Genomic DNA, 12,814 nt, shown 5'->3' with positions numbered 1-12,814 from the left:
CGCTCAGTCATGAGGACCGTAGCCCATCGGCCGGAACTATCACCTTTCGTAATCATGCCGTTAATGGCGGACCCGAACGGGAAGAGAAACGATCTCCACAGGCAGAGGTCCCGTACATTTTGGGTCGATTTCACGGTATAGCGCGGCGCCGACCCCGTGCTCAGCCGAACCATGCCGCACACCATTCCCTCGCGGCCCGGCCGTGCTGACCCTTGGCCATTAATAACGCGTGGCTTGTTCCGGCGGGCGAACAGAATTCGCGCGTCCTGTTCTCGTTGACCTCCCTGCAACTCCACTCGTAGATTGCCACCGAGGAGACACGAAGAGAGAGGAGACGCGAAGAGAGAGGTCTCCGCACTTCCTTTCCGTTTGAACGGAGTCGCAATGAGCGAATCGCCATCCTCCCAGGAGCCGGAATCCCCGCAGGCCCTCACCGCGGTGACCCTCGTCTTCACCCGTGAGATCTCCGAGGCGGAAGCCCAGGAGATGCAGGCGCAGCACGACGCGCTGCGCGCCGTCGTCCAGCCACAGCTGCCGGACGACCACGACCACGACCACGCCGCGGAAGTCTGACCCTTCCACGCACGATCAGGCACCCACCGATCAGGGCAGAGGCCGATTCCCATGACAGAGATGTCCGCTTTCGATGCCGTTCTGTCGCAGGGTCGGCCGTTCGGTGACAGCTCCTATGTGCACGAGCAGATGCGCGGCGCCCACCTGCACCGGCTGAAGAAGGTCGCCGACCGGCTCCCCGCCGCCCGGCGCCTCCTCGACGCACTCGCCGGCGCCGACCCGCACCGCGAGTACCGCGTGCTGGGCGATCCCGTGGTCCGCTGCGTCATCCAGCAGTCGCTGGCCCGCGTCACGGCGGGTGCCGAGGTCGTACTCCCCCTCGCACTCTGCGAGGAGATCCTCGACGCGACCAGGCGCCACCTCGACACCGGGACCGCCGACGGGCCGTCGGAGGCGGGCGCCACCGGGGCGCAGCGCCTCGACCCGGTGGCGGGCCCGGCATGGTTCTGGCATCCGGAGCGCCGCGACGACGCCTTCGCCCAGGCGCTCCGGATGCTCGTCGAAAGGGAGTTCACCGACCAGATCTGCGCACCCGCCCCGGCCGATGTCGCGATGCTGCGGAAAGCCGCGGGACTGCTCCGGGAAATCCTTCCCGGGACTTCCCGCAGCGCCCTGCACCACACCCATGTGATCGGTATTTCCCCGGGCGTCGGGGCCTGGGCGAGGAAATCCTCCACGTCCCAGTTCAGAATGGCCGGAATCGTCTTCCTGAACCAGAAACTGCTGACGAACCCCTGGTGGGTAGCGGAACACCTTCTGCATGAATCACTGCACCAGAAGCTCTACGACTTCCGGCACGCGCACTCCTTGCTCGTACGGGACGTGGAAAGCGACCACGGACTCCCCGACGACGTACGGAAAGTGACGTCGCTCTGGAATTCACCGGGCCTGGCCGGAACCAACCGATGGGACCCGCACCGAACGATCGCGGCCTTTCACGTGTACGTCCATCTGTCGCTCTTCTGCACCCTCGCGGAACACCGCGCCCCCGCACTGGAGAGCACATACGGGCCGGTCGACGCCCCCCACCCCATGACGCCGGGCCGCAAGGCGTTCGAACGTGCCCACTACCTCGGCGAGCAGCTCCGCGCGACCACCTGGCCCGAACTGGGCCTGGCCGGGCGGGGCCTGGCCGACTGGCTGACGTCGATCCTCCAGGCGCTCGACCCCGCGTCCCCACCGCCGGGCGCCACGCTCCACCTGCTCCTGCACCGCTATCTGCGCGAGGCGGCCAAGGCCCGAAAGGCCCTCCCGGACCCCACCCTTGAGCGCAGGCTGGCGGCGCTCGCCGAGGTGGAGTCGGCCTCGGCCCGCGCGATCCTGGAGGCGACGGGCACTCCCACGGACGGACTCGCCAAGTCCCTGGCCTCCGCCCTTACCTTCCCGGACCTGCGCCACGTCATCGCCACAACCCTCACCACCCTGGCCCCGGACGGCTACAGTCTCAACTCCCTCTCCCCGCACGCCCCCAGGCGCCCGGACGACATGGTCCGCGACATGGTGGAGTCCTCCAGCCACGCACTGGCGACGATGCGGGAGATCACGTAACGCACGTAGGATTGGGGCCGTGTGACTTCGAGGACATAAGTTGACGGCATGGTGCAGGGGGCGGACTCCGCGGCGCAGACCATGCCGCAGGAGCAGCAGAGAAGAGGGCGGCATGCCGCCCGGCGGAAGAAGGACAAGGGCGGACTGGCTCGTTCGTCCTTACTGATGGCCGTTGGCACGGTGGTGTCACGAGCGACGGGGCTGATCCGTCAGGTGCTGCAGGCCGCGGCGCTTGGCACGGGCTTGCTGGCCAGTACGTACAACACGGCGAACACGGTGCCGACGAGTCTGTACACGCTGCTGATCGGCGGCGCGCTCAATGCCGTGCTGGTGCCGCAGCTGGTGCGTGCCAGGACGACGCAGCCCGACGGCGGTCGGGCCTACGAGCAGCGTCTGGTCACGCTCGTGGTGTGCGTGCTGGGTGTGGGGACGGCGCTGGCAGTGTGGGCGGCGCCGCAGATCGTGGGCCTGTACATGCGGGACACCCCGGACAGCCATGAGGCGTTCCAGCTGACGGTGACGTTCGCCCGGTTCCTGTTGCCGCAGATCTTCTTCTACGGCCTGTTCAGCATCTATGGGCAGGTGTTGAACGCCCGCGAGAAGTTCGGCGCGATGATGTGGACCCCGGTGCTGAACAATGTCGTGCTGGTCGGCATGTTCGCCGCCTATCTGGGGCTGATGGCGGTGCCCGACCGGGTGGAGGACATCACCGCCGACCAGGTGTGGTTGCTGGGGATCGGCACGACGGCAGGCGTCGCCGTACAGGCCCTGGCGCTGATCCCGTTCGCGCGGGCGGCGGGTTTCCGTTTCCGCCCACGGTTCGACTGGCGGGGCACCGGCCTGGGCAAGAGCGTCCACGCGGCGAAGTGGACGCTGCTGTTCGTCCTGGCCAACCAGGCCGCGCTGACAGTCGTCACGAACTACGCCAACGCCGCCGACCAGGAACTGCCGCAGGCCGGCGCGGGTTACTCGGCCTACACCTACGCGCAGACCATCTGGATGCTGCCGCAGTCGATCGTGACCGTGTCCCTGGTGACGGCGCTGCTGCCGCGTATGAGCCGGGCCGCCGCCGAGGGGCGCATCCCGGATCTGCGCGCGGACCTCTCCCGGGTGCTGCGGATCAGCGGCGTGGTCATCGTGCCGGCCGCCTTCCTCTTCCTCGCTCTGGGGCCGCAGATCGCGTCGCTGCTGTACGCCCACGGAGCGGCGGACGCCGACTCGGTCCGCCCGCTGGGCTACATGCTGCAGGCGTTCGGGCTCGGGCTCATCCCGTTCTCTGCCCAGTACCTTCTGCTGCGCGGCTTCTACGCATTCGAGGACACCCGCACTCCGTTCTTCATGGCGGCTTGGATCGCGGGGGTGAACATTGCCCTGGCCACCGCCTGTCATGTGCTGCTGCCTGCCCGCTGGGCGGTGGTCGGCATGGCAGGGGCCTACACCCTCTCCTACGTGGCCGGCCTCGCCCTCACCGCGTATCTGCTGCGCAGGAGACTGGGGGGCCGCATCGACGACGGCGGCCTGCGCCGCACCTACGTAAAGGTGCTCTGCGCCGCGGGCCCGGCTGCCGGGCTGGGCTGGGCCGCGGCGCGTGCGTGCGCGGACCTGGGCAGTGGAACGTGGCCCACGGCCGTGGCACTGGCTGCCGGAGTGCTCGTGACAGCCCTGGGGTATCTCCTTCTCGCCCGGCTGATGAAGGTCGACGAGCTGCGTCGCCCGCCCGGAATGCGTTGAGGTCCAACCGCACCGAAGGGGCGGCACCCCCGCACAGGGTGCCGCCCCTTCGTCGTGGACCGGAGCCGCCGCCGCATCGGTTGAGGGTCGGGGACACGGCGGCAGCCCCGGAGCATCTACCGGCGCCGAACGGCTACCGGTGGTCGCTGCCCGTCGAGTGCGAGGCCGCGCGGCCCGCTTCCAGGCGGGCCACCGGGATGCGGAACGGCGAGCAGGAGACGTAGTCCAGGCCCACCTCGTGGAAGAAGTGCACGGACTCCGGGTCGCCGCCGTGCTCGCCGCAGACGCCGAGCTTCAGGTCGGGGCGGGTCCGGCGACCGGCCTCGACCGCGTCCCGCACCAGCTTGCCGACGCCGTCCTTGTCGATGGTCTCGAACGGGGAGACCCCGAAGATGCCCTTCTCCAGGTACGCGGTGAAGAACGAAGCCTCCACGTCATCCCGCGAGAAGCCCCAGACGGTCTGCGTGAGGTCGTTCGTACCGAAGGAGAAGAACTCGGCGGCCTCCGCGATCTGGTCGGCCGTCAGCGCGGCGCGCGGCAGCTCGATCATCGTGCCGAGCGCGAGCTTCAGGTCGACGCCGGTGGACTCGATCACCTCCGCGATGACCTGCTCGGCCTCCTCGCGGACGATCTCCAGCTCCTGGACCGTGCCGACGAGCGGAATCATGATCTCCGCGCGCGGGTCGCCCTTGGCGTTCTTCCGCTCGGCGGCCGCCTCCGCGATGGCCCGCACCTGCATGGTGAACAGGCCGGGGATGACGAGGCCGAGGCGCACACCGCGCAGGCCCAGCATCGGGTTCTGCTCGTGCAGCCGGTGGACCGCCTGGAGCAGGCGCAGGTCGTTCTCGTTGGCGTCCTTGCGGGACTCGGCGAGGGCGACGCGGACGGAGAGCTCCGTGATGTCCGGGAGGAACTCGTGCAGCGGCGGGTCCAGCAGACGGACGGTGACCGGCAGGCCGTCCATCGCCTCGAACAGCTCGACGAAGTCCTTCTTCTGGAGCGGCAGCAGCTCCTTCAGCGCGTCCTCGCGCTCGTCGTCCGCGTCGGCGAGGATCAGGCGCTCGACCATCTCGCGGCGCTCACCGAGGAACATGTGCTCGGTGCGGCACAGGCCGATGCCCTGCGCGCCGAAGCGGCGGGCGCGCAGCGCGTCCTCGGCGTTGTCGGCGTTGGCGCGCACCCGCAGACGCCGTACGCGGTCCGCGTACGCCATGATCCGGTGCACGGCGGCGACCAGTTCGTCGGCGTCGTCGGCGCCCGCGTGCATGCGGCCCTCGAAGTACTCGACGACGGGGGAGGGGACCACCGGCACCTCGCCGAGGTAGACCTTGCCCGTCGAGCCGTCGATGGAGACGACGTCGCCCTCCTCGACGACGGTCGTGCCGACCGTCATCCGGCGCCGCTTGGTGTCGACCTCCAGGTCCTCCGCGCCGCAGACGCACGTCTTGCCCATGCCGCGCGCGACCACGGCGGCGTGCGAGGTCTTGCCGCCGCGCGAGGTCAGGATGCCCTCGGCGGCGATCATGCCGTCGAGGTCGTCGGGGTTGGTCTCGCGGCGGATCAGGATGACCTTCTCGCCCGAACGCGACCACTTGATGGCGGTGTACGAGTCGAAGACCGCCTTGCCGACCGCGGCACCCGGCGACGCGGCGATCCCGCGCCCGAGCTGCTCGACCTTGGCGCCGTCGTCGAAGCGCGGGAACATCAACTGGGCGAGCTGCGCGCCGTTGACGCGCTGCAGCGCCTCGGCCTCGTCGATCAGGCCCTGGTCCACGAGCTGCGTCGCGATACGGAAGGCGGCACCGGCGGTGCGCTTGCCGACGCGGGTCTGCAGCATCCACAGCTGGCCGCGCTCGATGGTGAACTCGATGTCGCAGAGGTCCTTGTAGTGCGTCTCAAGGGTCTCCATGATCTGCATGAGCTGGTCGTACGACTTCTTGTCGATCTGCTCCAGATCGGCGAGCGGCACGGTGTTGCGGATGCCCGCCACGACGTCCTCGCCCTGCGCGTTCTGGAGGTAGTCGCCGTACACGCCCTGGTGGCCGCTGGCCGGGTCGCGGGTGAACGCGACGCCCGTGCCGGAGTCGGGGCCGAGGTTGCCGAAGACCATCGAGCAGACGTTGACGGCCGTGCCGAGGTCGTGCGGGATGCGCTCCTGACGGCGGTAGAGCTTGGCGCGGTCGGTGTTCCACGACTCGAAGACCGAACGGATCGCGAGGTCCATCTGCTCGCGCGGGTCCTGCGGGAAGTCCCGCCCGGCCTCCGTCTTGACGATCTTCTTGAACTTGGTGACCAGCTTCTTCAGGTCGGCCGCCTCGAGGTCCGTGTCGACCGTGACCTTCTTGGCCTCCTTGGCCTTCTCCAGCGCGTCCTCGAAGAGGTCGCCGTCGACGCCGAGGACGGTCTTGCCGAACATCTGGATGAGCCGGCGGTAGGAGTCCCACGCGAAGCGGTCGTCGCCGGACTGCTTGGTGAGCCCGGTGACGGACTTGTCGGAGAGCCCGATGTTCAGGACCGTGTCCATCATGCCGGGCATCGAGAACTTGGCGCCCGAGCGGACGGAGACGAGCAGCGGGTCGTCGGCCTGACCCAGCTTCTTGCCCATCTTCTTCTCCAGGGCGTCGAGGTGCGCACTGACCTCGTCGCGCAGCGCCGCCGGCTCCTCACCGCTGTCGAGGTACGTCTTGCACGCCTCGGTGGTGATGGTGAAGCCCGGAGGGACGGGCAGCCCGAGGTTGGTCATCTCGGCGAGGTTCGCGCCCTTGCCGCCGAGAAGGTCCTTGAGTTCCTTGTTGCCCTCGGTGAAGTCGTAAACGAACTTCACCCCCTCGGTCGCCTCGGTCGTCTCACTCGTGTGAGCTACGTGGAGATCTTTGTTTTCCGACACGGGTCTCGACTCCTCGAGGACTCGGTGGCTGCCCTGACGGCGAGGAACATACCCAGATCGAAGGCGTGTGGGTACGTCCACTTGCGCGTCATGCGGCCGTAACCACCCGTCCGCCGCTAGATCGAAAGTGACTCGGCGGTAGGGGGACGCGGGCGCATGTCTTCAACTCTTGAAGACACAACTCCCGTAGACCCTGCGAAACGCTCAAACGAGCGGAAAGATCTCAGATGTGAGTTCACGTCCTGAATGATCGAGCAGTGGCACTGAGTGCCACTCCTTGGAGAAGTGCAGCCGCCTTTTGGGTGCTCATGTGAGCGCAAGGTCTATCAGGGGTGGCGAGAATCACGCTGTCCGAAGCGTCTCCATGTCACCATCCGGACGCTCCCGGTCACTGGGGGAGATGCGGCGAGGCGGGCTTCGGGGTCGCGTTACAGGCCCAGCGCGGCGAGCCGCTCCTCCGCCCGCCGCGGGGCGTACAAGTGCTCCACCACGAGTGTTCCCGCGCCGATCAGCGCCGCGCGCTCGCCCAGGCGTGAGGTGACGACGTCCAGGTGGGCGGTGGAGCGGGGCAGCGCCCGCTGGTAGAGCAGTTCACGGACGCCGGTGAGGAACGGGGTTCCGGCCAGATCTCCGGCGATCATCAGAACGCCCGGGTTGAGGAGCGTCACCACGGTCGCCAGGACCTCGCCGACATGCCGCCCCGCCTCGCGCGCGAACCCCACGGCCTCGGGGTTCCCCGCCTCGAGGAGTGCCCGCACATCTGAGCCGGAGGCCGCCGGTATGCCCGCCTCCGTCAGTCTGCGGGCCACGGCGCGGCCGCTGGCGACGGCGGCGAGACAGCCGTAGGAGCCGCACTTGCACAGTGCGTCCGCTCCCTCGGGCACCCGGATGTGGCCGATGTCGCCGGCGCCGCCGTCGATGCCGCGGTAGACCGCGCCGTCCACCACGACGCCCGCGCCGATCCCCGTCGAGACCTTGACCAGGGCGAAGGCGGCACAGTCCGGGTAGTGGGCGTGCTGTTCGGCGTACGCCATGAGGTTGGCGTCGTTGTCGACGAGGACGGGAAGGTCGGCGAGGACGGGAAGGTCGGGAAGCTCGGCGAGAGCGGGAAGGCCGGGGAGGTCGGCAGGGATGGGGAGGTCGGCGGGGGCGTCGCCCCTGGGTGTACCCGGCTGAGCGTGTACGGCGGGGGGGTCGCCCGTGCGCGTGCTCGGGAGAGCCTGCGCGGCGGCAGGGGCGGCTTCCGTGGGTGTATCCGGCTGGGCGTGTGTGGTGGTGGGGGCGGCTCCCGTGTGTGTGCCTGTGGGCGTGTGTGCGGTGGCGGGGGCGTCGCCTGTGGGTGTATCCGGCTGGGCCTGCGCGGCGGCAGGGGCGTCGCCCGTGTGTGTGCCCGGCTGGGCGTGTGTGGTGGTGGGGGCGTCGCCCGGGTCTGTGCCCGCGGGGGTGTGTGCGGTGGTAGGGGCGGCTTCCGTGGGTGTATCCGGCTGGGCCTGCGCGGCGGCAGGGGCGTCGCCCGTGTGTGTGCCCGGCTGGGCGTGTGTGGTGGTGGGGGCGTCGCCCGGGTCTGTGCCCGCGGGGGTGTGTGCGGTGGTAGGGGCGGCTTCCGTGGGTGTATCCGGCTGGGCCTGCGCGGCGGCAGGGGCGGCTTCCGTGGGTGTATCCGGCTGGGCGTGTGTGGTGGTGGGGGCGTCGCCCGTGTGTGTGCCTGTGGGCGTGTGTGCGGTGGTGGGGGCGTCGCCCATGCGCGTGTCCGGGCGCGTGTGCTCGGCGATCGCCCGGCGTAGGCGGCCCCGTATGTCGTAGCCGTCCCAGCCCGGCATGATCGGCGGCTGGACGACGCGGCCCGTCCCGGTGTCGACGGGCCCCGGTACGGCGAGCCCGATGCCGCAGACCGACGCGGCGGAGTGCCCGGTCTCGCGCAGCAGCTCGCCGAAGCGGGCGCCCAGCTCGTCGAGGACCGCGTCGGGCCCGTCCTCGACGGCGAGGGGACCGGCCCGCTCGGCGACGATCTCGCCGCCGAGGGTGAGCAGGGCGGTACGGGCGTGCCGGGTCTCCAGGTCGGCGGCGAGCACGACGGCATGCGCCTCGTCGAACTCCAGCTGGATCGCGGGCCGTCCCCCGAGCGGCGAATCCACCGGCCCCCCGCCGCCCTCCCGCACCCACCCGGCCCGGAACAACCGCCCGAGCCGCTGCCCCACCGTGGCCCGCGACAGCCCGGTGACCTCCTGCAGCGCCCCGCGCGTGGTGGCCCGCCCCGTGCGTACGAGCTCCAGCAGCTCCCCGGCGCCGGGCTGACCGACGGCGGCCCGGGGCCGGGAGCGGGAGGTGGAGGTGGTGGGGGAGGGGGGCGCCGGTTCGGTGGCGGCCGGCGCCGGGCCTCGCGCGGCCATGGCGCCCTCCCTGTCGGCGACGCCGTCTCCCCTGCCTCCCATGTGCCCCTCCGCGTTCGAACGTATATCCGCCGGCGCTCACCGTATGGGCGGTCCGGCCCCGAGCCGTACCTCAGGTTGCCCGACGGACCCCGCAACCGCACCCCTTACCCGCACCCCTTGTGCTCGTCAACTCAGCGTTACATATTGGGTTTTGCGTACTAAGTAGGCGTAACTCTATGGTGGCCGACCTGGAACTGACGGTACGTCGACAGCCCTCGGGGAGATCCGCGTGGACCGCAGCACGACCACTCGCCCGCCCGCACATCAGCCCGCGCACCCGCCCGCACGCCGCACCACCGATCCGCTGCGGGAGCGCGCGGCCGAGGTGCTGTGGGCCAACTGGACGGGGACGTCGACCGTGCCGTCGCGGGCGCTCTATCCGCACCAGTGGTCCTGGGACTCCGCGTTCATCGCGATCGGGCTGCGGCACCTCTCGCCGCTACGGGCCCAGTTGGAGCTGGAGACACTGCTGTCCGCCCAGTGGGGCGACGGCCGCGTCCCGCACATCGTGTTCAACGACGCCGTCCCCCTCGACGCCTACTTCCCGAGCCCCGACTTCTGGCGCTCGACCACGGCCGGCCGCCCGGCCGGCGCCCCCGGTGGCGTACAGACCTCCGGCATCGTGCAGCCCCCGGTGCACGCGCTCGCCGCCTGGCTGGTGCACCGCGCCGACCCCGGACTGTCCCGGGCCCGCTCCTTCCTCGCCCGCGTCCGGCCCCGCCTCGCCGCCTGGCACCGCTATCTGCTGGACGCCAGGGACGCGGGCGGCGCGGGACTCGCCGCCGTGCTGCACCCGTGGGAGCAGGGCATGGACAACAGCCCCTGCTGGGACGGCCCGCTGAGCCGCGTGGAGCCTGCGGCACCCGGTGCCTTCCGCCGCGCCGACCTGGACCACGGGGCGCCCGAGGACCGGCCGACCGACGCGGACTACGGGCGGTATGTGCGGCTCGCCGCGGAGTACCGCGACCGTGGGTATGCCGACACCGCCGACCCCGGCGCGTTCTCCTTCTCCGTGGAGGACCCCTCCTTCAACGCCCTGCTGATCGCCTCGGAGTACGCCCTCGCCCTGATCGGGGACGAGCTGGGCGAGCCGTCGGAGCGGGCGCGGGCGAGGAAGGAGCGGGCCCGGGAGCTGACGGAGACCCTCGTGGCCCGCCTGTGGGACCCGGCCAGGGAGCTGTTCCTCTGCCGCGACCTGCGCTCCGGCGAACTCATCACCGAACGCGGCGTCACCGGCCTGATCCCCCTCGTGCTGCCCGCGCTGCCGCCCGGCATCGCCGCCGCCCTGGTGCGCACCGCCCGCGGCCCGCACTTCGGGCTCGGCGGCGCGACCCGGCTCGTGCCGAGCCACGACCTGACCGCGCCCGCCTTCGACCCACGGCGCTACTGGCGCGGCCCGGCGTGGTTCAACACCAACTGGCTTGTGGAGAGAGGGCTCCGGCTGCACGGGGAGGAGGGCTTGGCGGACGGGCTGCGCGAGTCCCTGCTCGACGTGGCGGGCGCCTCCGGATTCGCCGAGTACGTGGATCCGTACACCGGCGCGGGATGCGGCGCACGCGGCTTCGGCTGGACGGCCGCGCTGACGCTGGACCTGCTGCACGACCGGCGCGGCGGTCTCTGCGAAGGGGGCTCGCGGGAGAAGGGGTGGGGCCATGAGTGACCGGCATCGGCTGCTGGTGCGGGGACGGACGTTCGTGGCCGTCGGCACGGGCGGCGACATCAGCGGGGTCGGCGGGGCGCGCGGCGGCGGGGCGGGCCCGGACGGCCTGTTCGTACGGGACGCGCGTCATCTGAGCCGCTGGCAGCTGACCGTCGACGGGGCCGTGCCCGAGGTCCTCGCCCCGGTGGAGACCGCGGCCGCCGTGACCGGCGCGGCGCGCTGCGTGCTCGTACCGCGCGGCGGCCGCCAGGAGCCGCCCGCGTATACGCTCGTACGCGAACAGGCGGTCTGCGACGGCGCGTTCGTCGAGTCGCTGCGGGTCGTGAGCAACCGCCCGGTGCCGACCCGGGTGCGGCTCGCGCTGACCGTGGACGCCGACTTCACCGACCAGTTCGAACTGCGCGCCGATCACCGTACGTACGCCAAGCCGGGCGCCGTCAGGTCCCGGCGGCCGCTCGGCGGCGGCGATGACGGCGGCGACGGCGAGGGCGTGCGGGGCGTCGAGTTCGGCTACCGGCGGGGCGAGTGGTCGGCGCGGACGACGGTGACCGCCGACCCCGCGCCGGACGCCGTCGAGGAGACCGGCGGCGGCGCGCGTCGCCTCGTATGGACGCTGGAGGTCGACCCGCACGGCTCGACCGAGGTGGCACTGCGTGCCGCCGCGTATCCGCATGGGGCGGCCGGGCCCGACCTGCCCGACTCGCCCGCCGAGGCGGTACGTCAACTGGAGGCGTTGCAGGCGGACTTCGCGCCCGGCGTCACCCTGCCCACCCGGTGGCCCGCCCTCGCCGACGCCTGCGCGCGCGGGCTCGCGGACCTCGCGGTGCTCCAGGTCCCGGCGATGGGCTTGGACGGCGAGGAGCTGAGCGTGCCGGGCGCGGGCGTGCCCTGGTACCTCACGCTGCTCGGCCGCGACGCTCTGCTGACCTCGCTGTTCGCGCTGCCGTACGTACCGGGCCTGGCCGCCGCGACGCTGCCCGCGCTCGCCGCGACGCAGGCCACGCGGGCCCACGGGGGCGCGGTCGCCCAGCCCGGCAAGATCGTCCACGAGGTGCGGCACGGCGAGCTGGCGCACTTCGGGCAGGTGCCGTTCGGCCGCTACTACGGCTCGGTCGACGCGACGCCGCTCTTCCTCGTGCTGCTCGGCGCGTACACGGAGCGGACGGCGGACCTCGCGCTCGCCCGCCGCCTGGAGCCGGCCGCGCGCGCCGCCGTCGGCTGGATGCTCGACCACGGCGGGCTCACCTCGCGCGGCTACCTCGTCTACCGCGCGGACAAGGGCGGCCTCGCCAACCAGAACTGGAAGGACTCGCCCGGCGCGATCTGCTCCGCCGACGGCAGCCGCGCGAGCGGGCCCGTCATGGCGGCGGGCGCGCAGGGCTACGCGTACGACGCGCTGCGCCGCACCGCCCGGCTCGCGCGGACCGTCTGGGACGACGCGGTGTACGCGGATCTGCTCGCGCAGGCGGCGGGCGATCTGCGGGACCGCTTCCAGCGGGACTTCTGGATGCCGGGGCAGGGCTTTCCCGCGCTCGCCCTGGACGGCGAGGGCCGCCAGGTCGACGCGCTGGCCTCGGACGCCGGGCACCTGCTGTGGTCCGGGCTGCTCGACAAGGAGTACGGCGAGGCGGTGGGCCGGCGGCTCCTGGAGCCGGACTTCTTCTCGGGCTGGGGCGTACGGACGGTCGCGGCCGGGCAGGCGGCGTTCCATCCGCTGTCGTACCACCGCGGTTCGGTGTGGCCGCACGACAACGCGCTGATCGCGCTGGGCCTCGCGCGCTACGGCCTGCACGACGAGGCCCGCACGGTCGCCCACGGCCTGCTCTCCGCCGCCACCACCGCCGGCGGCCGCCTCCCGGAGGTCCTCGCGGGCTACGACAGGGCGGCGTATCCGGTACCGGTCCCGTACCCGCACGCCTGCGTCCTGGAATCCCGCTCGGCGGCGGCGCCGCTGGCGTTGCTCACGGCGGTGGGAGGGTGACG

The 12,814-nt window shown here is 71.5% G+C and carries 6 protein-coding genes and 2 pseudogenes; 5 read left to right on the top strand and 3 right to left on the bottom strand.

Going from position 1 to position 12,814, the window contains the following annotated elements:
* Nucleotides 1-384: 384 nt before the first annotated feature.
* From ACWDZ7_RS06900 to murJ, 3 genes are read left to right on the top strand one after another with little or no spacing between them, the layout of a single operon-like run.
* The gene (locus ACWDZ7_RS06900) at nucleotides 385-573 is read left to right on the top strand and encodes a hypothetical protein (RefSeq protein WP_451795458.1); all 189 of its coding nucleotides are present in this window, start codon (nucleotides 385-387) and stop codon (nucleotides 571-573) included.
* 60 nt (nucleotides 574-633) lie between these two features.
* Entirely contained in the window at nucleotides 634-2,121 is a 1,488-nt protein-coding gene (locus tag ACWDZ7_RS06895) for a hypothetical protein (protein ID WP_451795456.1), read from the top strand.
* Nucleotides 2,122-2,169: 48 nt separating this feature from the next.
* Nucleotides 2,170-3,852 carry a murein biosynthesis integral membrane protein MurJ gene (gene murJ, locus ACWDZ7_RS06890; protein ID WP_451795454.1) on the top strand — a complete coding sequence of 561 codons (1,683 nt, stop codon included), beginning with the start codon at nucleotides 2,170-2,172 and terminating at the stop codon, nucleotides 3,850-3,852.
* Nucleotides 3,853-3,985: 133 nt separating this feature from the next.
* Here the strand turns inward: murJ and ppdK are convergent, their stop codons facing one another.
* The 3 genes and pseudogenes from ppdK to ACWDZ7_RS06875 form a co-directional block, all read right to left on the bottom strand.
* A complete protein-coding gene (gene ppdK / locus ACWDZ7_RS06885; RefSeq protein ID WP_451795452.1) occupies nucleotides 3,986-6,739 on the bottom strand; it encodes a pyruvate, phosphate dikinase in 2,754 nt (917 codons plus the stop codon).
* A gap of 428 nt (nucleotides 6,740-7,167) precedes the next feature.
* A pseudogene (locus tag ACWDZ7_RS06880) lies at nucleotides 7,168-7,812 on the bottom strand (ROK family protein); the annotation flags it as partial.
* A gap of 684 nt (nucleotides 7,813-8,496) precedes the next feature.
* Nucleotides 8,497-9,015: pseudogene (locus ACWDZ7_RS06875) on the bottom strand (ROK family protein); the annotation flags it as partial.
* A 385-nt stretch (nucleotides 9,016-9,400) separates the two neighbouring features.
* On the opposite strand from ACWDZ7_RS06875, the gene ACWDZ7_RS06870 reads away from it, so the two are divergent.
* Both ACWDZ7_RS06870 and ACWDZ7_RS06865 read left to right on the top strand, forming a co-directional pair.
* The gene (locus ACWDZ7_RS06870; protein ID WP_451795450.1) at nucleotides 9,401-10,831 is read left to right on the top strand and encodes an MGH1-like glycoside hydrolase domain-containing protein; all 1,431 of its coding nucleotides are present in this window, start codon (nucleotides 9,401-9,403) and stop codon (nucleotides 10,829-10,831) included.
* Nucleotides 10,824-12,812, top strand: a complete 1,989-nt coding sequence (locus ACWDZ7_RS06865; RefSeq protein ID WP_451795448.1) for an amylo-alpha-1,6-glucosidase — start codon at nucleotides 10,824-10,826, stop codon at nucleotides 12,810-12,812. The genes ACWDZ7_RS06870 and ACWDZ7_RS06865 overlap by 8 nt, the downstream gene beginning before the upstream one ends.
* Nucleotides 12,813-12,814: the final 2 nt, after the last annotated feature.

Source organism: Streptomyces sp. NPDC003032 (genome assembly GCF_053591415.1).
The sequence above is the reverse complement of the archived record's forward strand: the minus strand, read 5'-3'. Positions and strand labels throughout refer to the sequence as shown.